At 67.3% G+C, this 21,938-nt stretch carries 17 protein-coding genes; 11 read left to right on the forward strand and 6 right to left on the reverse strand.

Annotated elements, in window-relative coordinates; all coding sequences use genetic code 11:
* Positions 1-120: 120 nt before the first annotated feature.
* From QRM96_RS02960 to QRM96_RS02970, 3 genes are all read right to left on the reverse strand, one after another.
* Positions 121-1,449 (reverse strand): DUF4192 family protein, encoded by a 1,329-nt coding sequence (locus QRM96_RS02960; protein ID WP_285318289.1) that lies wholly within the window; start codon positions 1,447-1,449, stop codon positions 121-123.
* A gap of 92 nt (positions 1,450-1,541) precedes the next feature.
* Positions 1,542-2,888 carry an MFS transporter gene (locus tag QRM96_RS02965; RefSeq protein WP_018761083.1) on the reverse strand — a complete coding sequence of 449 codons (1,347 nt, stop codon included), beginning with the start codon at positions 2,886-2,888 and terminating at the stop codon, positions 1,542-1,544.
* 51 nt (positions 2,889-2,939) lie between these two features.
* Positions 2,940-3,878 (reverse strand): proteasome assembly chaperone family protein, encoded by a 939-nt coding sequence (locus QRM96_RS02970; RefSeq protein ID WP_018761082.1) that lies wholly within the window; start codon positions 3,876-3,878, stop codon positions 2,940-2,942.
* Between the two features lie 254 nt (positions 3,879-4,132).
* Between QRM96_RS02970 and QRM96_RS02975 the strand changes: the two genes are divergently transcribed.
* From QRM96_RS02975 to QRM96_RS02995, 5 genes are all read left to right on the forward strand, one after another.
* Positions 4,133-5,656: a leucyl aminopeptidase gene (locus QRM96_RS02975; protein WP_133832237.1), complete on the forward strand. Its 1,524-nt coding sequence runs from the start codon at positions 4,133-4,135 to the stop codon at positions 5,654-5,656.
* Positions 5,657-5,910: 254 nt separating this feature from the next.
* Positions 5,911-7,293 (forward strand): dihydrolipoyl dehydrogenase, encoded by a 1,383-nt coding sequence (lpdA, locus tag QRM96_RS02980; protein ID WP_109864052.1) that lies wholly within the window; start codon positions 5,911-5,913, stop codon positions 7,291-7,293.
* 114 nt (positions 7,294-7,407) lie between these two features.
* A complete protein-coding gene (sucB, locus tag QRM96_RS02985) occupies positions 7,408-9,156 on the forward strand; it encodes a 2-oxoglutarate dehydrogenase, E2 component, dihydrolipoamide succinyltransferase (RefSeq protein ID WP_285318292.1) in 1,749 nt (582 codons plus the stop codon).
* A 155-nt stretch (positions 9,157-9,311) separates the two neighbouring features.
* Positions 9,312-9,665, forward strand: coding sequence for a hypothetical protein (locus QRM96_RS02990; protein WP_109864054.1), 354 nt, complete (start codon positions 9,312-9,314; stop codon positions 9,663-9,665).
* A 151-nt stretch (positions 9,666-9,816) separates the two neighbouring features.
* Positions 9,817-10,245: an OsmC family protein gene (locus tag QRM96_RS02995; RefSeq protein ID WP_018761077.1), complete on the forward strand. Its 429-nt coding sequence runs from the start codon at positions 9,817-9,819 to the stop codon at positions 10,243-10,245.
* An 83-nt stretch (positions 10,246-10,328) separates the two neighbouring features.
* Here the strand turns inward: QRM96_RS02995 and QRM96_RS03000 are convergent, their stop codons facing one another.
* On the reverse strand, positions 10,329-13,862 hold the full coding sequence (locus QRM96_RS03000) for a S41 family peptidase (protein ID WP_285318295.1): 3,534 nt from the start codon (positions 13,860-13,862) through the stop codon (positions 10,329-10,331).
* A gap of 73 nt (positions 13,863-13,935) precedes the next feature.
* On the opposite strand from QRM96_RS03000, the gene QRM96_RS03005 reads away from it, so the two are divergent.
* On the forward strand, positions 13,936-14,838 hold the full coding sequence (locus tag QRM96_RS03005) for a TIGR01777 family oxidoreductase (RefSeq protein WP_018761075.1): 903 nt from the start codon (positions 13,936-13,938) through the stop codon (positions 14,836-14,838).
* Positions 14,839-14,879: 41 nt separating this feature from the next.
* Here the strand turns inward: QRM96_RS03005 and QRM96_RS03010 are convergent, their stop codons facing one another.
* Positions 14,880-16,535 (reverse strand): serine/threonine-protein kinase, encoded by a 1,656-nt coding sequence (locus QRM96_RS03010; protein WP_285318297.1) that lies wholly within the window; start codon positions 16,533-16,535, stop codon positions 14,880-14,882.
* Positions 16,536-16,673: 138 nt separating this feature from the next.
* Between QRM96_RS03010 and lipB the strand changes: the two genes are divergently transcribed.
* From lipB to QRM96_RS03030, 4 genes are all read left to right on the forward strand, one after another.
* A complete protein-coding gene (gene lipB, locus QRM96_RS03015) occupies positions 16,674-17,342 on the forward strand; it encodes a lipoyl(octanoyl) transferase LipB (RefSeq protein ID WP_018761073.1) in 669 nt (222 codons plus the stop codon).
* Positions 17,339-18,358 (forward strand): lipoyl synthase, encoded by a 1,020-nt coding sequence (gene lipA, locus QRM96_RS03020; protein ID WP_285318299.1) that lies wholly within the window; start codon positions 17,339-17,341, stop codon positions 18,356-18,358. The genes lipB and lipA overlap by 4 nt, the downstream gene beginning before the upstream one ends.
* Before the next feature lie 89 nt (positions 18,359-18,447).
* The gene (locus QRM96_RS03025) at positions 18,448-19,200 is read left to right on the forward strand and encodes a DUF4191 domain-containing protein (protein WP_018763580.1); all 753 of its coding nucleotides are present in this window, start codon (positions 18,448-18,450) and stop codon (positions 19,198-19,200) included.
* 113 nt (positions 19,201-19,313) lie between these two features.
* Positions 19,314-19,667, forward strand: a complete 354-nt coding sequence (locus QRM96_RS03030) for a DUF3817 domain-containing protein (protein ID WP_109864312.1) — start codon at positions 19,314-19,316, stop codon at positions 19,665-19,667.
* A 12-nt stretch (positions 19,668-19,679) separates the two neighbouring features.
* On the opposite strand, the gene QRM96_RS03035 is transcribed toward QRM96_RS03030, so the two are convergent.
* Positions 19,680-20,117 (reverse strand): RDD family protein, encoded by a 438-nt coding sequence (locus tag QRM96_RS03035; RefSeq protein WP_018763578.1) that lies wholly within the window; start codon positions 20,115-20,117, stop codon positions 19,680-19,682.
* A 287-nt stretch (positions 20,118-20,404) separates the two neighbouring features.
* Here QRM96_RS03035 and glnA point away from each other — a divergent pair, with 287 nt between their 5' ends.
* Positions 20,405-21,829, forward strand: coding sequence for a type I glutamate--ammonia ligase (glnA, locus tag QRM96_RS03040; protein WP_018763577.1), 1,425 nt, complete (start codon positions 20,405-20,407; stop codon positions 21,827-21,829).
* Positions 21,830-21,938 lie beyond the last annotated feature (109 nt).

Here is a 21,938-nt window from a genome sequence, read left to right on the forward strand (position 1 = left end):
GTCTCGGCATCCATTGTCTCATGATTTGGCCGAATCCGGCCTCTCCTGCCGGCATCCATTACCACCCCAGCGCTTCCGGCGCCCCTGAGAGGCGTGGCCCGGGGCCACCACGGCCGGGCGTCAGACCACACCTCCGCGCTCCGGCCCAAAGGGATCCGGCCCGAATTTCTGCCAGGCAGCGTCCTTCCGCGCCGCCCAGCCGCAGAGCGCACCCCGCGCGACAATGTCCAGCAACAATTCCGCCAGCCTGTACCCGGGCTCAAGCCGGAGCGCCTCGCCCAGGTAGGCGGCCGCGTACGATCCGCGGCCGCGGCACCAGGCTATCCATCCCCTGCCGGCCAAGGCTGCAGCCCCGGCCCGTCCGCCCGGCGCTGCCAAGTGTTCAAGGACGCGGTCCAACATGTCCAGGGCCGCCCAGCAGGGCACCTCAGGCGCCACTCCCATCAGGATCTCGCCGTAACCGGCAACCGGAGGTCCGGCGGGGTTCAGTAAACGTGGCCGGCGGTCCCGGCCCAGCCGCGCAGGCGCTGTTGCAGCCCCGAACCCCGGCGTCCGCAACCGCGGCGCCGTGTCCAGGCATGCGGCCGGCGAGGCTAACGGCGCGAACACGGCGGAGTCGCCGGCAACCTCAGACGCACCCACATCGTCAAGGGCCCCGAAAAGCTCAGCTCCTGCCTCCGCGGCACTCCTGCCCGCTGCTGCCATGACCAGAACGGCATCGCGCCAAGTCGGCACGAAGATGGTGGCGCGAAGGAACGCATCGCGCTCGGCGTCCGGTTGCCACGGCGTCGCGGCCGGCTGGCCCAGGATCCTCTCCCAGAAGTCCAGCACGGAGCTGAACTGGGCCCTGCTCCGGGTCCGCCCGGCCAGTTCTTCCATCCAGCCGTCCTCCCGCGCCAGGACGGAGGCCACATATTTGCCCGGCAGCGCCGGCACGTGCGCAGTGCCCGATCCCGGCGCTGCCTCGATGCTGCTGCCCCGGTACACCATCTCGGCATTAAGCGTGCTGTCCCTGATCTGCTGGACCGGGCGGCCGGGCGGTGGGCAACACGACGAGTCCCGGCACAGGGCGTCCCGCCAATACGCGTCGCCCACGAACCACGCGTGACGGACAGGCATGCCCGCCTGGTCCAGGACAGCCTGCACGTCGCGGACCAGTTGGTCGTAGGCGGTAGGCGGCGCCGCCCCGGCGTCGGTGGTAAAAATCGCCAGCAGCGAGCCGTCGGCCTCAACGTCAGACTGCAGGTAGCGGCGGACGGCGCGGGCGAACCCCGACGGGTCCACCTGTGTCTCCAGGTCGGGAAGGTCAAGCCGCAGCGTGGCTCCCAGCGTGGTGCCGCGCAAGGTCATGGCCACGAGACTCGATGCCGGCCAGTATCCCAGCGAATGCGGGATGAAGCCGAGGCTGTCTTCGGGGCCGTGGACTGTCAATCGTTCCGGAGCTGTCATGGCTCCAGCATTGGCCCCCTGCCGCGCAACGCGCACCGGGCCGTTCGGCTATGTGGGAAACCCGAGCGGTGGAGGACCAGTGGCCTGCGCCCTTAGTCGTCGGTAGGTGCAGGCTGCCGGCGGCGGGCCAGGCTCTCCCGGCGCTGCCGCGCCAAGGCACTGCGCAGGGGCGGCACGACGATTCCCTGCGCAGCCATCTGCCGGCGCACCTTTCGCCTGGAGGCAACGATCGCTGCCGATCCAATCGCGAGCAGCAGGAACTGGACGCTGAGGGCCAGCCGGAACGGGTCCAGGCCATACAGGACACCCTGCGAGAATCCGGTGGCATAGAGCAGGTCCAACACCAGGCCGATCAGGAAGATGGACACCAGGGCGGCAATGAAACCGCCAACATTGACGATGCCGGTGGCCGTCCCGATCCGGTGCGCGGGGTTGAAAGTCCGCGCGAAGTCAAAACCGATCATCGACCCCGGGCCGCCGATGGCGAGGACGACCACCAGCATGGCCAGCAGCCACAGCGGAGACCTGCCGGGCAACAACAGCACCGCGGCCCAGGCGGCGGCCGTGAAACCGGCAATGAGCAGGACCATGGTGGAGCGGCGCAGCGGGTGGCGGGAAACGAAGCGGCCAATGAAAGGGCCCACGGCCATGGCAGCGGCAACATACAGCGCCATCAGAGCTGCAACGGTACCGGCGTCCAGGCCCTGGCCGGAGATCAGGAACGGGTAGCCCCAGGTCATCGCGAACACGGTGCCGCTGAACTGGATGGTGAAGTGGCTCCACATTCCCAGCCTGGTTCCGGGCTGGCGCCAGGCGCGCGCCAGCGAGACGCCGGTTGCTTTCAGCCCCTGCCGGGCGTCCGGGCGTTCGGTGCCCGGCGGAACGTCCTGCAGCAGCAGGAGGACCAGCACGACGGCGAGGGCCGACATCCCGGCCAGCATCAGGAAGGCGGGAGTCCAGCCCGACAGGTGCAGGACGAGCGCGAAGGGAAGGACGCTGAATAGCTGCCCCAGCTGGCCGGACATGCCGGTCAGCTGGGTCACCAGGGGGACGCGGACCGGAGCAAACCACAGCGGGATGAGCCGGATCACCGAGATGAAGGTCATGGCATCGCCGGCTCCCACCAGCACGCGGCCCAGGACCCCGCCCGGGATGCTCTCGGCAAAGGCAAGCTGCAACTGGCCCAGCCCCATCAGCACGGCACCGCCGGCGATCATTGCCCGGGAGCCGAACCTGTCCACCAGCAATCCGACCGGGATCTGCAACCCGGCGTAGACCAGCAGTTGCAGGACCGTGAAAAAGGATATGGCCGAGGCCGTGGCATGGAAGCGCTCGGTGGCCTCAAGGCCCACTACCCCGAAGGAGGTGCGTTGCGCCACGGCCACCAGGTACCCGAAAATTCCAACGGTCCAAATCAGCCAGGCGCGGGGAGCAGTCACTTGTTCATTATGCCCGGCCCCGGCAGGCTCCCCCGAAGCCGTGACGCGCCGCTACGGCTTCGGATTCTCCCTGGCCAGGTATGCCTCCACGGCGGCGCCGAGGTCGTCGGCGTCGGGAAGCTCGTCATTTTCGTTGGCCAGGAGCGAGCGCCGCACCATGCCGTCGGCCTTCTCGTCGTAGCGCGTTTCGAGGCGGGCCACCACCTGCTGGACTTCCTCGGACGCCTCGATCTGCTCGGCGATCTGGCGGCTGACGTCACGGCCCGATTCACGAAGCCGGTCGGTGGGCAGCATGAGCGACGTCGCAGCACCGAGGTATTCGAGGCCGGCGACGGCGGCCGTGGGGTACTCTGCCTCCGCAAGGTAGTGCGGCACGTGGATGACGTAGCCGGCGACATTGCGTCCGGCTTCGACGAGGCGCAATTCCAGGATGTGGCCGACGGCGGCTGGAACTTCCACGGTGGGCTTCCACACCGAAATGCCTTCAATCAGCTCAGGCCGGTTTCCGTGCACGGTGACGCCCACGGGACGGGTGTGCGGGACCGGCATGGGGATCGAGTGGATCCACGTGACCAGGTTGACATCGAGTTTCTCCACGATGTTGACCACGGCGCGGGCGAACCGCTCCCACTGCAGGTCGGGTTCGAATCCAGCCAGGAGGAGGAACGGTTTGCCGAGGCCGTCGACGAGGCGGTACAGGGCCAGGCGGGGCTCCTGGTAGTCCTGGATGTGGTCTTCCACGAAGCTCAGGTGCGGGCGGCGGGACCGGTAGTCGATCAGCTGGTCGGCGTCGAAGACCGCCACCGGCTGGGCATCGAGGGTGTCCAGCAGTTCGGCGTTGATCTGCTTCACCACGTGGCCGGCGTCGGCGAAACCGGTGAAACCCATGACCAGGTTCAACCCCCGCAGATCGGGGCTGTGGAACAGCTCGATGTTGCTGGCGTAGAGCGCGTCGGGGTCCAGCAGGGAGCCGGAAATCCGTTCAAGCACGGCGTGTTCCTTTCAGGGTTCGGGTGGACATCTTGCATAACGCGGCGGACGGGCCGGGCATTCCGGCACCCCGTGTGGCGCACATCTCAGGAAATTCTCCCGCCGTGGCGCGGAAGGGCTACGATCGGAACTGGCCTGCCAGGCGGGCTGGCACGCCCCCGGAGCGGTCCACGACGGCCGGAGCCGGGCCACCATGGCAGAGCGCCCAACATGCATTCCTGCCCGAACGTTTCGAGAATTGAGGACTCATCCCTGTGGTCAAGAATACTGAAATCAACCTTAGTACCGTCTCGCGGGACTTGAAGAAGAGCGCCAGCGAGGCAGTGGTCATCGGGGTGGGGCAGGGAACCGACGGGCCCGTTCTCCTGGACAACCCCTTGACGGCAAAGTCCGCGGAAGCCCTCACGGAATCCCTCAAGGCGCTGGGCGTTACCGGCGCGGCAGACCAGCTTGTACGCCTGCCGGGGCTGCCCGAAACCGGAGCCGGTATCCTGGCCCTGGCCGGGGTTGGCAAGGTCGCGGCCGGCGAACCGCTGGCAGGCGAGGCTCTTCGCCGCGCCGCAGGCTCGGCGGTCCGCCAGCTTGCGGGCCTGGCCACAGTCACCCTGGCGTTTCCGACGGCGACCGTGCAGGACGTCGCTGCTGTCGCCGAGGGTGCGGCGCTGGGCGCCTACTCCTTCACCGAGTTCCGGTCCTCGACTGACGGGCTGAAGGACCCGGTCCGGAACGCCGTGATCTTCACCGAACTGGCCGGCACCGCCGGGGTGGACTCCGCGCTGAAGCGCGCAGGCCTGGTGGCCAAGGCCGTGAATGCGACCCGGTCCCTCGTCAACACCCCGCCCAGCCACCTGTACCCGGAATCCTTCGCAGAGGCCGCCAAGGATCTCGCCAAGGGCCTTCCGGTGAAGGTGACCGTTTGGGACGAGAAGCGCCTGGAGAAGGAAGGCTTCGGCGGCATCATGGGCGTTGGCAAGGGCTCCTCGCGGCAGCCGCGCCTGGTGAAGGTCGAATACTCCCCCGCCAAGGCGACGTCGAAGATCGCCCTCGTCGGAAAGGGCATCACGTTCGACACCGGCGGAATTTCCCTTAAGCCGGCCCTGAACATGGGTGACATGAAGAGCGATATGGCGGGCGCCGCCGTCGTTCTTAACACTGTCCTGGCCATCGCCGGGCTGGGCCTGCCCGTCAAGGCCACGGCCTGGCTGTGCATCGCCGAAAACATGCCCGGCGGTGCCGCCTCCCGCCCCGCCGATGTCCTGACCATGTACGGCGGCAAGACCGTGGAAGTACTTAATACGGATGCCGAAGGCCGGCTGGTCATGGCGGACGGCATCGTCGCAGCGAGCGGCGAATACCCGGACGCCATCATTGACGTCGCCACCCTTACCGGCGCGCAGCTTATCGCACTGGGCAACCGCACCGCGGGCATCATGGGCTCGGACAGCGTCACCGGCGCGCTCAAGGTTGCCGCGGACCGCGCCGGCGAGCTGGTCTGGCCGATGCCCCTGCCGGAAGAACTGCGCCCCAGCCTGGACTCCCAGGTGGCGGACCTTGCCAACATCGGAGAGCGGCACGGCGGCATGATGACCGCTGCCGTTTTCCTGCGCGAGTTCGTGGGTAAGGATAAGGCGGGCGCGCAGATCCCGTGGGCGCACATCGACATTGCCGGGCCGTCATTCAACAACGGCAGCCCGTACGGCTACACACACAAGCAGGGCACCGGCTGCACCGTCCGGACCCTGGTCGCGTACGTCGAGGACATCCTCGCCGCGGCCTGATCAAGGCTTGACGGGCCGTGCCGCGCGGCTTTGCGGCGGGGGTGATCCCTCCGCCACAAAGCCGCGTGACACTGGCCACAAGCGCTCCACAAACGCGCCGCCAAGGTGGAGCATGGATAGGTGGTTCGCTAAGGTGAACCACGGTAGTCACAAATGCAAGAGAGTTGCCCTGCTGACATAATCACGGCAGTGCAAGTTCCAAGACCAGATGATGCGCGCTGATCGCGTCATCGTTCACGCGAGGGAGCGTTTTAGTGGCCGATCAGGCAACTGCGCAAGAATTCGACATCCTGGTACTCGGTGGCGGCAGCGGCGGATACGCCGCGGCGCTGCGGGCGGTACAGCTGGGCCTTACCGTCGGCCTCGTGGAGAAGGGCAAGCTGGGCGGCACCTGCCTCCACAACGGCTGCATCCCCACCAAGGCCCTGCTGCACTCTGCTGAGCTGGCCGACCACGCCCGTGACTCCGCCAAGTACGGCGTGAACGTCACCCTCGACAGCATCGACATCAACGCTGTCAACGCCTACAAGGACGGCATCATCGCCGGCAAGTACAAGGGCCTGCAGGGACTCATCAAGTCCAAGGGCATCACCGTCATCGAGGGTGAAGGCAAGCTGCAGGGCACCGACACCGTCGTCGTGAACGGCACCGCCTACAAGGGCAAGAACATCGTCCTGGCAACCGGCTCCTACTCCCGCACCCTGCCCGGCCTGGAAATCGGCGGCAAGGTCATCACGTCGGACCAGGCCCTCACCATGGATTACATCCCCAAGAGCGCCATCATCCTCGGCGGCGGCGTCATCGGCGTCGAGTTCGCCTCGGTCTGGAAGTCGTTCGGCGTGGACGTCACCATCGTCGAAGGCCTCCCCTCCCTCGTTCCCAACGAGGACGCGACGATCGTCAAGAACTTCGAGCGTGCCTTCAAGAAGCGCGGCATCAAGTTCTCCACCGGCGTGTTCTTCCAGGGTGTCGAGCAGAATGACGACGGCGTCAAGGTCACCCTCGTGGACGGCAAGACCTTCGAAGCCGACCTGCTGCTGGTTGCCGTTGGCCGCGGCCCCGTCACCGCCAACCTGGGCTACGAGGACGCGGGGATCACCATTGACCGCGGCTTCGTCATCACCAACGAGCGCCTGCACACCGGCGTCGGCAACATCTACGCGGTGGGCGACATCGTTCCCGGCGTGCAGCTGGCGCACCGTGGTTACCAGCAGGGCATCTTCGTTGCCGAGGAAATCGCCGGCCTGAAGCCGGTGGTTGTCGAGGACATCAACATCCCCAAGGTCACCTACTCCGAACCCGAAATCGCCACGGTTGGCTACACCGAGAAGGCTGCCAAGGAAAAGTTCGGCGACGACCAGGTCCAGACCCAGGAGTACAACCTGGCCGGCAACGGCAAGAGCTCCATCCTGGGCACCTCCGGACTGGTCAAGCTGGTCCGCCAGAAGGACGGCCCCGTGGTTGGCGTCCACATGATCGGAGCCCGCATGGGCGAGCAGGTGGGCGAGGCCCAGCTGATCGTGAACTGGGAAGCCTACCCGGAGGACGTCGCCCAGCTGGTGCACGCCCACCCCACCCAGAACGAGGCCCTCGGCGAAGCCCACCTGGCGCTGGCCGGCAAGCCGCTGCACGGCTGATTTTCCACAGTATTACCAGGCCTGGTGCACCCGGCCGCGCAGGCCGGGTGCACTAGGCTTCCACCATGGCAGCAATCATTCGCACTAAAGATCAATAAGGAGAACGGGGACGACATGTCTGAATCCGTTAACTTGCCCGCCCTCGGTGAGAGTGTCACCGAAGGAACCGTCACCCGCTGGCTCAAGCAGGTAGGTGACCGGGTAGAGGTGGACGAGCCGCTGCTCGAAGTCTCCACCGACAAAGTAGACACTGAAATCCCCTCTCCCGTAGCTGGCGTGATTGAAGAAATCCTGGTCGCTGAAGATGAGACCGCCGAGGTAGGCGCACCCCTGGTGCGCATCGGCGACGGCTCCGGCGGCGGTTCCGCACCCGCCGAAGAAGCCCCTGCGCAGGAAGCACCGGCCCAGGAAGCACCCGCACCGGCCGAGGCTGCTCCCGCCCAGGAAGCACCGGCCCAGGAAGCTCCTGCCCAGCAGGCACCGGCGGCCGGCGGCGAAAGCCACGACGTCACCCTGCCCGCGCTCGGCGAAAGCGTCACCGAAGGCACCGTCACCCGCTGGCTGAAGGCCGTAGGCGACTCCGTTGAGGTGGACGAGCCGCTGCTCGAGGTTTCCACTGACAAGGTGGACACCGAAATTCCGTCTCCGGTGGCAGGCACCCTGCAGGAAATCCGGGTCAACGAGGACGAAACCGCCGAGGTCGGCTCCGTGCTCGCCGTTATTGGCTCCGGCGCTCCCGCTGCTGCGGCTCCGGCTCCGGCTGCCGCACCTGCTCCCGAGGCCCCCAAGCAGGAGGCACCGAAGCAGGAAGCCCCCAAGCAGGAAGCTCCTGCCCCTGCCGCGGCTCCCGCCCCGGCACCTGCGGCGGCTCCCGTCCCGGCTGCAGCACCCGCTGCACCCGCAGCCCAGGAGGCAGCCCCGGCCGGCGGTTCCGAGTCCGGCTACGTCACTCCCCTGGTCCGCAAGCTCGCCAACCAGCACGGCGTTGACATCTCCTCGCTGTCCGGCACCGGCGTCGGCGGCCGCATCCGCAAGCAGGATGTCATCGCCGCGGCAGAGGCAAAAGCCGCTCCCGCCGCAGCTCCGGCTGCAGCGCCTGCCGCGTCCGCTCCGGCCGCTTCCGGCGCTGCTGCCTCCTCCCTGCGCGGCACCACCCAGAAGGCTCCCCGCATCCGCCAGGTCATCGCCCGCCGCATGCGCGAATCCCTCGAGGTCTCCACGCAGCTGACGCAGGTCCACGAGGTAGACATGACCAAGGTCGCCAAGCTGCGCGCCCGGGCCAAGAACTCCTTCCAGGCCCAGAACGGCACCAAGCTGACCTTCCTGCCCTTCATCGCCAAGGCTGTGGCCGAGGCCCTCAAGCAGCACCCGAAGCTCAACGCTGCCTACGACGAAGACAAGCAGGAAATCACCTACCACAACGCCGAGCACCTGGCGATCGCCGTCGACACCGACAAGGGCCTGCTGGTTCCAGTCATCGCCGACGCCGGCAACCTGAACCTTGCCGGCCTCGCCGGCAAGATCGCCGACGTCGCATCCCGCACCCGCGACGGCAAGATCGGTCCGGACGAACTCTCCGGCGGCACGTTCAGCATCACCAACATCGGTTCCGTTGGTGCCCTGTTCGACACCCCGATCATCAACCAGCCGCAGGTGGGCATCCTGGGCACCGGCGCCATCGTCAAGCGGCCCGTTGTGGTCGCTGACGAAAACGGTGACGACTCGATCGCCATCCGCTCCATGATGTACCTGTCCTTGACGTACGACCACCGCCTGGTGGACGGTGCGGACGCCGGCCGCTTCCTCCAGACCTTGAAGGCACGCCTGGAAGAGGGCGCTTTCGAAGCTGATCTGGGGCTCTAGCCTCCGCAGCAGAGACAACGACGGCGGTGCCGGCGCAGGTGGGAAACCGCACGCGGCCGGCGCCGCCGTCGCCGTTTAACCAACGCAGCCGCTCCCGGGGCCGCCGTGGCGTGGCTTTGCTACGGGCCGTAGAACTGACTGGCTAAGCTGGTGCCATGACTATTCTCTTCAACATCCTGGTCTTCCTGCACGTCGTGGGAGCCGCCATGATCGTAGGCTACTGGATTGCCACGATGCGGACCCCCACCGTCCACCCGCGCCAGCGCGATGGCGCGTTCCTGCAGCTCCTCACCGGCATTGCCATGATGGGCATCCTGCCGTTCCTCCCGGACAAGGATCCGAACTACGCCAAGCTGGGCATCAAATTCGTCATTGCCGTCGTCGTGGCAGTCCTGGCCGTCACCGGGACACGCAAGGTCAAGAACGGGCAGCCTGTCTCCACCGGCCTGGCCCACGGCGTGGGCGGCCTGGCACTGGTGAACGTGGCCATCGCCACCATCTGGCAGTAGCCCCGCACCGGCCGGCCGTAAACGTCAGTCCGGTCATAATCCTCTGAGAGCGGACAACCCGTGCACCGGACGGACGTGGTCCCTAGGATGGGAAACGGCGGGCCCGGCCGCGGGTGGCCGGCCCGGATTCGAACCGACGTTGAGGAGAGACATGGCGACAACACGCAATGCGCACACTGTATGGACCGGAAGCCTGACGGAGGGTTCGGGCAACACCACCCTGGACAGCTCCGGCCTTGGCACCTTCGATGTCACCTGGAAGGCGCGCACCGAGGCCGCCGGCGGAAAGACCAGCCCGGAAGAGCTGATCGCCGCCGCCCACTCGGCATGCTTCTCCATGGCGTTCAGCCACGAACTGAGCCAGGCCGGCTTCACGCCTGAGGAAGTCAACACCAAGTCCGAGGTCGGCTTCCAGCCGGGGACCGGCATCACGGGCAGCCACCTGACCCTGAATGCCCGCATCCCCGGCATTTCGGAGGAGGACTTCCAGCGGATCGCCGAGGCCGCGAAGAAGGGCTGCCCGGTCTCCCAGGCCCTCGCCGGGATCGAGATCACGCTGGATGCCACGCTTCAGGCCTAAGCATTGCCGGCATAGAGCACCAAAAAGGCCCTGTCCCGCCGGATGTCCGGCGGAGCAGGGCCTTTTGGTTTACCCGGAAAAACCTAGGCAGACGTCTCCGCCTGGCCGGCCTGCCGGCGGGCGGGCAGCGGCGCAGGCTTCAGGCGGCGGTATCCGGAGCGGGCCGGGGGACGGTCGGTGGGCAGTTCCTGGATCATCTCCTTGAGCGCGCCGATGCCGTACTCAAGCTGGGGATCGCGGCCGGCGGCGTAGGCGTGCGGCGGATAGGTCACTTCGATGTCCGGGTCCACGCCGTAGTTTTCAACGCTCCAGCCAACACCGCCGCCGAACCAGGTAGCGTACCTGGGCTGGGTGACTCCCGTGCCGTCGGCCAGAGAGAAGCGGTTGTCGATGCCCACCACGCCGCCCCAGGTCCGCGTTCCGATGACCGGCCCGATCCCCCGCAGTTTGGAGACCTGGGTGATGATGTCACCGTCCGAGCCCGCGAATTCGTCGGCGAGAATGATCACCGGCCCGCGCGGAGCGTGGTGCGGATACGTCCGGGGCTTCTCCCCGCGCGGCATGCTCCAGCCGGTGACCTTGCGGCCGATCAGCTCAGCGACCAGCTGGGACGTGTGTCCGCCACGGTTCCGACGCACATCGACAATGAGTCCGTCCAGCGCGGTTTCGGTGTCCAGGTCCCGGTGCAGCTGGGCCCAGCCGTTGGCCATCATGTCCGGAATGTGGAGGTAGCCGAATGTTCCGTCCGAGGCCTCGCGGACGGTGCGCCGGTTGCCGGCGACCCATTCCTGGTACCGCAGCCGTTCCTCGTCCTTGACAGGCACGACGGCGACCCGCCGCTGGGTCCCTGCAGCGCCGCCGTGTCCCGGGCCGTTGAGCAGGGTCAGCTCCACTGCGCGTCCGGCCGCACCCACCAGCTGCATGGCCGGGGTGACGGCCTGTGACAAGGAGACACCATCGATGGCAAGGAGGATGTCCCCTGCCTTGGCGCTGACACCCGGCCGGGTCAGCGGCGACGTGGCGAGCGGATCGGAGGACTCACCGGCCAGGATGCGGGTGATCTCCCAGCCCTGCGGTGTGTGGGTGAGGTCGGCGCCGAGGCGGCCCTGCCCGCGGCTGCCCCGCTCGGTCACTGCGGCCGGGCGCACGTAGGCGTGGGATGTGCCGAGTTCGCCGTGCAGCTCCCACAGCAGGTCCATCAGGTCATCGTGCGAGCCGAGGCGGTCCACCAGGGGACGGTACCGGGCGCGGATGGATTCCCAGTCCTGGCCGGCCATGTCTTCGGTCCAGAAGAAGTCGCGCTGCAGGCGCCAGGCTTCATCAAACGCCTGTCCCCAGACGCTCAGCGGGTCCAGCAGGACCCTGATCCTGCCCAGGTCCACTTTGACGGCTTTGCCGGATTCCTCATCCGCCTTGGCATCGGATGGAACGGCAGTGACCTGCTTGTCCGAGACCAGGACCACCTTGCTGCGGTCCCCGGACAGGCGGTAGCTGTCCACGGCGTCCACCAGCGTGGCTTGCTTGCGGCGGGCGACGTCGTAGCGGACCAGGCTGGGGCGGGCGTCCTTGTCCTCCTGGCTGGCCTTGCCGTCGCCGGTCACGCCGGCCAGGACGGAGTCGAGCCACAGGAGTCCGCCGTCCACGGCCTTCAGTGAGCTGTAGTTGCCCTGGGGTACGGGAACCCCGATGACGCGGTGCGCCAGGCCTTCCGGGTCGACGTGGACAGCTGCCGCGCTGTCTTGCTGCCCTTCGCTTGCGTCCGCGCCGTTCTTTACGGTTTCGGGTGCGGTCTCCCCGCCGGCGGGATCCACCGACGGGCCAAAGGGCGACGGCGTGTCAGCTGCGAGTGCCACCAGGTAGGGCTTGATGGGGCTGGGGAAGGAAAGGTCGAACGAGTGCCCGTCGTAGACCGGATCGAAGCTGCGGTTGGACAGGAACGCCAGGAACTTGCCGTCAGGGGTGAACGACGGCGAGGCGTCGCGGAAACGGCCGTCAGTGACCTCCACGGGATCGGCGTCGAGGCGGTCCACGGTGGCCAGGCGCAGGCGGCTGCGTGAGCCGAAGGACGTGACCGGTTCCGACCACGCCAGCCAGCGCGAGTCGGCGGACCAGGCCAGCTCGGAGATGCTGCCTTCGCCGATGCTGGCAACGCGCGTGAGGTTACCGGTTCGGGTGTCGGCCACGTGGACGTCGCCGAACGAGGTGCCCAGTGCTATCCACCGACCGTCCGGGCTGGCTTCGAGCGAACTGGCCCGCGACGGCGTGGGGACGGTGATGCCGGTGGGCGCGGTGTCCTCCCTGTTTTCCGCGGCGGCCGTCGAGTCCTGCGGGGCGACGTCTGCCTGCTGGTCGTCGTCGGCGGGAACATGTTGGTTTCCGCCCGCAAGGACTGCGGCGCCGGAGGCCGGGACCGGTTGCGGCAGGTTGGGCGTTTCGGGGCCCTCCGTGCCCGTTTGTCCGGCGTCGGCGGAGTGGTCCGCCGTAGGTTCCTGGCCCGGTGCCGTCGCCTGCTGGGCACTGTGCGGAACAGGTGCGGCGATGTCCTTGATGTGCAGCGCCTCGACGCCGTCGTGGTCGGCGATGTAGGCGATGCGGCCGTCGCCCAGGGGCCGGGGCAGGCGCCCGCGGACACCAGGGGTTGCCTCGATGATGCGGGAGGGCCCGTCCTTGTGGCGCACCCAGTGGATGGTTCCGTGCGATTCGACGGCGCTGGCGGCTCCGGTGGTATCGGGTGCCACGGCGCCGAGGTGTTTTGCCGGGTCGAGGAGGGCCGGACGCCTGGTCTGCGAGGCAGAGCCCAGGGAGATCTCCAGCTTGACCGCCTCCGATTCGAGGTCACTCAAGACCCAAAGTTCACCGGCGGATTCGAAGATGACCCGTTTGCCGTCGGTGGCGGCGTGCCGGACGTAGAAGTCCTGGTGGTCGGTGTGCCGGCGCAGGTCCTGTCCGTTGGGCAGCACCGAGTAGAGGTTGCCGTAGCCCTCATGGTCGGAGAGGAAGGCGATCCGGCCATCCACCCACAGGGGGTCGGCGAGATTGCCGTCCAGGTCGGGCAGCAGCCGTTCGAATTCGCCGTTGCCGTCGTTGTCGATCCACAGCTTTCCGGCGGTACCGCCGCGGTACCGCTTCCACCATGCCGGTTCGCGGGACAGCACGGTCCCCAGCACCACCGGACGTTCGTCGCCCACCTCGGGGCCGAACGCAACCGATTCAACCGGGCCGTACGGCAGTTCCTGCGCCCACCCGCCGTCCATCGGGACACTGTAGGCGTAGGTGTGCCGGCTTTCGGCCTGCCGGAATGCGCTGGTGACCACCACGGAACCGCCGGCGGTGAACCCCTTGACCCTGGTGCTGCTGTGCCCGAAGTAGGTGAGCTGCCGGTATCCGCCGCCGTCGACCTGTGCCGAGACAACCTCCGGCGCCGTGCCCTGCACCACCGTCCACACCAGCCGCTTGCCGTCCGGGGTGAACCGCGGGTTGCGGGCGGGTAATTGGAGGGACGAGACGCGCCAGGCCCGGCCGCCGTCCAGGGGCGCGATCCAGACGTCGTCCTCGGCCACGAATGTGACCAGGTCGCCGTGCAGATGCGGGAAACGGAAGTAGCTCGAGGAAGTCATCGTTCGATCATAGTCAACCACCGCCTGCCCCCGCGGGAGGTGCCGGAGCCGCGCTGGCGTGGTGAGATGGACCATGCACATCGTCATGGCCGGCGCCTCCGGGCTCATCGGCACCTCCATGTCCGCAGCCTTCCGCGACGCCGGCCACTCGGTGGTGACACTGGTCCGCCGACAACCTGCGGGAGCATCAGAGATCAGGTGGGATCCGGCGGCCGGCGTCCTGGACCCCGGCGCCCTTGCCGGCGCCGACGCCGTCGTCAACCTGGCCGGCGCCGGCATCGGCGACAAGCCCTGGACGCGGCGCAGGGTCGAGGAACTGTTCAGTTCGCGGCTGGCACCCACCAGGACCCTGGTGCAGGCCATGGCGCAGCTTGAAACCCCGCCTGCCACCTTCATCAGCCAATCAGCGTCAGGCTATTACGGCGACGCCGGCAACACGGTCCTGCGCGAGGACGCACCTGCCGGTTCAGGCACGTTGGCACAGATCTGCATCGAGTGGGAACGCGAAGCCAACCTGGCGCCCGAGGGTGTTCGCGTCGTGACGCCCCGCACCGGGGTGGTGTTCAGCCGTTCCGGCGGAGCACTGGGCAAGCTGCTCCCGCTGTTGCGGCTGGGCGTGGGCGGCCCGTTCGGAAACGGCCGCCAGTTCTGGCCGTGGGTGACGCTTCCGGATGTCTCGGCCGCCTTCCTGTTCCTCCTCGAATCCCAGGTGGCGGGGCCGGTAAATGTCGCGGCCCCCGGGCAGGCGGACGTCAATGCGATCGTTGCGGCGCTGGCGCGCGCACTGCACCGGCCTGCCGTGCTGCGGGTTCCGGCGCCCGTGCTGCGGACCGTGATGCCCGGGCTCGCTGAAGAGCTTCTGTTGTTCAGCCAGCGGATTGAGCCTGCAGTTTTGTCGGCTGCCGGCTTCCAGTGGCAGCACGGGAACCTTGACGCCGCAGCCCGCTGGGTGGTCGGGAAGGACAACGCCGGCTGACCAGGGGCACTGGTGCGGCAGCCCTGCCCGCGGGCGCGTCATCAGCCGCCCGGAAGGATGTTGCTGATCTTCCACCGGCCGTCCACGGACACCAGGACCAGCCTGAGCCGCTGCGCCGGGCTGGCCGGCCCTGTCGCCAGCACCTCGTTCTCCGGGCCCACGGCCTGGTAACCCGAGGAGGCGGAGGTCAAGCGCACGACGGCGTGGTCCTGCGTCGACCCGGATTCGGGCGTGACCTCCGAGACCATCGTGGCGAAACCGTCGAGGCGCTGGCGGGAAGCACCCAATGGCCCGGCAATGTCCTGGTCAGCGGCCGCGGCGGGCGATCCGGGCGCGTTGACGGCGGACAGCAGATCCACACTCCCGGTATTGAAGGCATGATCCCGCAGCGCGGCCAGCCCCCGAACAGCCACCGCAGGATCGGCAGCCGCAGCTTGCTGCCGGGCCTCGGCCAGCACGTCGACGGGGCTACGCCCGGCGTCATGGCCTGGCGCGGCCGGTCCTTGCGGAACGCCGGCAGCGGACGGCATGCCCGGAGCGGAGTCGCCGAGCCACGGTCCGGCGCCGGCGGAAGCGGCCAGCCACCACATCCCAGCCGCCGCCACGCCCACTGCCGGCAAGGCGAGCCGGGCCGGCAGCCGCGGGATATGCAGTGCCCGGACCCCGGCAGGGGCGCCCGCATGCTTCCCATGTGACGTTGCTTCGGCCTGGGGCGAAGGAAAGGGCCGGATCCGGGCCCCCGCTGCCGGGCCCGGCCACCGCAAGGTCGAGAGCCGCCGCCGCACTTTCCGGAGTCTCGTGCCCAGCGCGGAACCCTTCGCTTCGGCCGGGATACTGCGGCGGGTGAGCAGCTCCGGAAGGACCGTGGGATGGACGGCACCCGAGAGGTCAAGAGGCAGCGCCTCCGCGCTGCGGAAGACGGCAGTACCCAGCGCCATGGCAGTAGGCCGCAGCCGGCGGTCCTCGTTCAACCCTTGTTCGAGGGCTGCGGCAAGCTCCTTCGGGACACCGGGAACCAGCAAGGACAGCGGCGGGCGGTCCAGCGTGCGGCCGGGCACTGCACCGGTCAGGCAAAACCAGCCAATCGCAGCCAGCGAGAACACATCGCGCCCTGGCTGAAGCCCTGCGCCGGCGGCATCAACCGGCGACGGGTCAACGAAGCCGCCGGTTCCAGCCGTCTCTGCCCGGCCAGGATCGCCGAGCATCCGGGCCACACCGACGTCGGACAACATCGGTTTCCCCTGCCCGGTGAACAGGATATTCCCGGGCGCCACGTCCGAGTGCGTGAAGCCTTGGGCGTGCAGGTATCCCAGGGCCTGCGCAACGGGAGTCAGGACGGTGACGCTTTCTCCCACGCTGAGCCTGCCCCGGGATGCCACCAACTGCGCCAGCGAACCGCCAGCGGCGAAGTCCATGGTCAGGGCCGTCCCCGGCGCAGGCCCGGCGACGCGCACGGCATCGTGGGCCCTGATGAGGTGCGGGTGGTCCAAGACACTGAGGATGAGGATTTCCCTTCGCACTTCCTCCTCCCGCATGGCCTCGTCCCGGGCTCTGCCGTCCGGGGCACGGAAGCACTTCAGCGCAAAGTCCCTGCCCGTGCGCTGTTCCGTGGCCAGCCAGACATCCGCGCTGCCGCCGCGGCCAAGCAGCCGGCCGACGTCGTAGCCCGGGACTTCGGGAGCTTGTGCACCATCCATGCTCCATGTCTATCGGAATCCGGGGCGGGCTGCAGAAGTTATCCACAGGCCGTGGCCGCTGCAGTCACATTGGGTGCCCGCCGGTGAGCTTGGACACTAAACCGGGCCGGGACGGCTTCGGGGTCTAAGCTGGATTCCATGACTCTTGAGTTTTCACAGCTGGGTCTTGCCCCCGACTTCGTTGACTACATGGAAGGCTGGGAAGCCCAGCGCGAGCTCCATGACAAGGTTGTCGCCGGAGTTGCCCCCAGCACAGTCCTGCTCCTGGAGCACGCAGCCGTTTATACAGCCGGCAAGCTCACCGAGGACCACGAACGGCCGTTTGACGGCACGCCGGTCGTCGCGGTGGACCGCGGCGGCAAACTCACCTGGCACGGCCCCGGGCAACTGGTGGCCTACCCCATCCTGAAGCTGAAGAACCGTGCCGGCATCCGCGACTACGTGGAACGCCTCGAAGACATCATGATCACGGTCATGGCGGACTACGGCATCAAGGCGGAACGCATCAAGGGTCGCGCGGGCGTCTGGATCAAGGCGGACGCCAACGGTCCCGACCGCAAGATCGCCGCCATCGGCATCCGGGTCTTGAACGGCGTCACCATGCACGGCATCGCCATCAACTGCAGCAACGATCTCGCCCCCTACGGCCAGATCATTGCCTGCGGCATCACCGATGCAGGCGTGACCACCATGTCCTTGGAAACAGGACAGGACATCCGTCCGGCCCATATTGTGGACCGGTTCGTGGAGGAATTCCACAAGCACGAAGAAGCATTGGTTTCGAGCCCTGAAGGAGCTCTACTGTGACATTGGCACCTGAAGGCCGGAAGATGCTGCGGATCGAGCAGCGCAATGCTGCCGTTCCGGTGGAGCGGAAGCCGGAATGGATCAAGGCCAAGGTCCAGATGGGCCCGGAGTTCGTCGGGCTGAAGAACTTGGTCAAAAAGGAAGGCCTGCACACCGTCTGTGAAGAGGCCGGCTGCCCGAACATCTTCGAATGCTGGGAAGACAAGGAAGCGACCTTCCTGATCGGCGGGTCCGAATGCACCCGCCGCTGCGACTTCTGCCAGATCGACACCGGCAAACCCTCCCCTGTGGACATGTTCGAACCCACCAAGGTGGCCCGCTCCGTCCAGTCCATGCAACTGCGCTACGCCACCGTCACCGGTGTGGCCCGCGACGACCTCCAAGACGAAGGCGTCTGGCTCTACGCCGAAACCGTCCGCAAGATCCACGAACTGAACCCCGGCACCGGCGTGGAACTGCTCATCCCCGACTTCTCCGGCAACCCCGACCACATCAAAGCGATCTGCGACTCCGCCCCCGAAGTCTTCGCCCACAACGTCGAAACCGTGCCCCGGATCTTCAAACGCATCCGCCCCGCGTTCCGCTACGACCGCTCCCTGGACGTCATCACCCAGGGCCGCAACCTGGGCATGGTCACCAAATCCAACCTCATCCTGGGCATGGGAGAAACCCGCGAGGAAATCTCCGAAGCCCTCCGCGACCTGCACGAGGCCGGCTGCGACCTGATCACCATCACCCAATACCTCCGCCCCTCCGAACGCCACCTCCCCGTGGACCGCTGGGTCAAACCCCAGGAATTCGTCGACCTCCAGCACGAAGCCCAGGACATCGGCTTCCTCGGCGTCATGTCCGGCCCCCTGGTCCGCTCCTCCTACCGCGCCGGCCGCCTCTGGGCCACCGCCATGCGCAAAAAAGGCCGCGACATCCCCGCCGAACTCGCCCACATCGCCGACGGCATCCAAGACTCCGGCACCACCCGCCAAGAAGCCAGCACCCTCCTCGGAGCGCATTCCTGACGCGCCCCCGCACTGGCTGGCCCCAGGCCGGACACCGGACGATTCCGGCGTCCGGCCTTGGCGTTTAAGTCACGTAGAATTGAGGCACTATGGCTAAATCCCCTGACTCCAGCAACTCCACCCCGGCGGGCCCAAGCGCGGTGAAGCGCGGCCTGTTCTCGCGCAAGCCGAAGGAAGCGAAGGCCAAGAAGCCCAGCAGGCTCAAGCAGATCGGCGAGGTCTTCACCATGACCCGCCGCCACGACCCCATGGTTCCGTGGCTGATGCTCCTGGTGTTCCTGGGCGTTGTAGCCGTGAGCTTCCTGGTGGGCTTCTGGCTGGATAACTGGATCACCGGCCTGATCATCGGTATTCCGCTGGGCCTGCTGGCGGCCACCTTCATTCTCTCCCGCCGTGCCGAACGCGCAGCGTTCGCGCAAATCGAAAACCAGCCCGGCGCCTCCGGTGCCGCGCTGGGCACGTTGCGGCGTGGCTGGATCACCGAGGAACAGCCTGTGGCTGTCAACCCCCGGACGCAGGATGCCGTGTTCCGTGCGGTAGGCCGTCCCGGCGTCGTCCTTGTCAGTGAAGGCCCCACCCACCGCGTGAAGCCCCTGTTGGATGCCGAGCGCAAGCGCCTCGCACGGATCCTGCCCAACGTTCCGGTCCATACGATCCAGACCGGGCACGGCGAAGGCCAGGTCCCGCTGAGCCAGGTGGCCAAGAAGATGGGCAAGATGAAGAACGAACTGACCAAGCTGGAGGTCAGCACCGTGTCCAAGCGCATTGCCTCCATGGGCACCCGGCTGCCGATCCCCAAGGGCATCGACCCGTACAAGGCCCGTCCCAACCGCGGACGCTAGCTGGCCGAACGCCCCGGAACCGGCACAGCCGGCTGCCGGGGCGTTTTTCTTGCCGCCCACGCGGCGGCCACCGTATGACGGACCGTGCACCTACCAACGACAGGAACACCACCATGCCGCTGAGGACCACCGTGATCCGGGCTTTCCGGATCCTCGCCATCGCCGAAGCCTGCAGCTGGGCAGCACTGCTGGCCGGGATGTACTTCAAATGGATCGCCGGAACCACCGAAGTTGGCGTCCAGGTGGCGGGCCCGGTCCATGGCGCGCTGTTCATCGGCTACGGCCTGGCAGCGCTCACGCTATGGCGTGTGCAGCGGTGGCCTTTCCGGGTGGCGGCGCTGGCGGGCTTCTCCGCGATCTTCCCGTTCGCGACCATCCTGTTCGAGCGCTGGGCCGGACGCCGCGGCTACCTTGGCGCCCCCGCGCCGGAGGGCACCCCGGCCCGCCTCACATCCAGCCGCACCTAGCAAGGGCAGCGGCTACCGGCGGACCAGCAGCGTATTCATGGCCTTGTCATGAAGGCCGCGCTGGTCGGGGTCGAATATGACGGCGGGGATGACCAGGCAGAGCAGCACCGTCCTCACCAGGGCCGCGAGCGGTCCCGGGGTACCGCCGCCGGGCCTCACCACGGCGATGCCCATCACCCGGTGGCCGATGCTGTAGCCGAGGGTTCCCACCAGCAGGATCTGCTCGATCGCGAAGACCCCGAGCGTCGCCCAGGAGTCGCCACCGAAGGCGAAATTGCTGATCAGCAGCGCAATGCCCCAGTCGATCATGATCGCGACGATCCGCCGCCCTGCCCGTGCGATGGAGCCGGGACCGGACTCCGGCAGGCCCAGCCGCTCGCCCGGATATTTCGAGACGCCGGAGGTGTCCGGTCCGCTGAGCCAGGAGCCAATGTCTTTGCGATCTACCACCGTCCAAGCCTACCGGCCCTGCGGCCGGCAGGGGCGCCCACAGTGTGGATGGGGTTGGACCACACTGTGGACGGGCGATAGCGTTTCCATAGCAGGGCATTCTGTAACCTGCCCGAAACAATGCGGACACGGACGGGAAATGCCTGATCCATAGGCTGTGAGAAGTTTCAAGCAAATCCCCACGGCAGGTGTACCAGCAGGGAAAACCTTGCGTTCTCCCTGCCTTTGGATTGCGCTGGACCACATGGCTTGCATGCCAGATATTTACATATGCGTTAGGAGCATAGATGTTCAAGACTGCGGACGAAGTCCTCAAGTTCATCAAGGACGAAGATGTAAAGTTCGTCGATATCCGCTTCACCGATCTTCCGGGCGTCCAGCAGCACTTCAACGTCCCCGCCAAGAGTGTTGACGCCGATTTCTTCGTCAACGGCCAGCTCTTCGACGGTTCCTCCATCCGCGGATTCCAGGGCATTGCCGAATCTGACATGCAGCTGATCCCGGACGTGACCACCGCGTTCCTGGACACCTTCCGCATGGAGAAGACCCTCGCGCTGAACTTCTCGATCGTGAACCCGCGCACCGGCGACCCGTACCACCGCGACCCCCGCGGCGTGGCCGAGAAGGCAGAAGCCTACCTGGCCTCCACCGGCATCGCCGACACCGCGTTCTTCGCTCCCGAAGCCGAGTTCTTCGTGTTCGACAACGTCCAGTACCAGTCCTCCCCGCAGGGCAGCTTCTACAAGATCGACTCCGAGGAAGCCCACTGGAACACCGGCCGCGAGGAAGAGGGCGGCAACCTGGGCTACAAGACCCCGGTCAAGGGTGGTTACTTCCCGGTCTCCCCCACCGACAAGCAGGCCGACCTGCGCGATGCCATGTGCGTTGCCCTGGACGAAGCCGGCCTCGAGGTCGAGCGCAGCCACCACGAAGTCGGCTCCGCCGGCCAGGCCGAGATCAACTACAAGTTCACCACCCTGACCCACGCGGCCGATGACCTGCAGAAGTTCAAGTACGTCATCAAGAACACCGCGGACGCCTGGGGCAAGTCCGTCACCTTCATGCCCAAGCCCGTCTTCGGTGACAACGGCTCGGGCATGCACTGCCACCAGTCGCTGTGGAACGGCGGCGAGCCGCTGTTCTACGACGAGAAGGGCTACGCCGGCCTGTCCGACACCGCCCGCTGGTACATCGGCGGCCTGCTCAAGCACGCCTCCGCCGTCCTGGCCTTCACCAACCCCACGGTGAACTCCTACCGCCGCCTGGTCAAGGGCTTCGAAGCACCGGTCAACATGGTCTACTCGCAGGGCAACCGCTCCGCTGGTATCCGTATCCCGATCACGGGCTCCAACCCCAAGGCCAAGCGCATCGAATTCCGCGCTCCGGACCCCTCCTCCAACCCGTACCTGGCGTTCGCGGCCCAGCTGATGGCCGGCATCGACGGCATCCGCAACCGCATTGAGCCGCCGGCTCCGATCGACAAGGACCTCTACGAGCTCCCGGCCGAGGAAGCCAAGGACATCCCGAAGGCTCCGGGCACGCTGGAGGAAGCCCTGGAGGCGCTGCGCGAGGACAACGAGTTCCTGCAGGCCGGCGGCGTCTTCACCCAGGACCTGATCGACACCTGGATCGAGTACAAGTACGAGAACGAGATCCGCCCGCTGTCGCTGCGCCCGAACCCCTACGAGTTCGAGCTCTACTACGGCGTCTAGCCGGCAGCCTGCCTGCCAGGCCTGCTGACCTAACGAAAAAGGCGGCCACCGGAACCATCCGGTTGCCGCCTTTTTCCGTCCCCTGGCGCAAGCCCGCGGGAACGGTGGG

Source organism: Pseudarthrobacter sp. lyk4-40-TYG-27, assembly GCF_030209295.1.
Classification (GTDB): Bacteria; Actinomycetota; Actinomycetes; order Actinomycetales; family Micrococcaceae; genus Arthrobacter.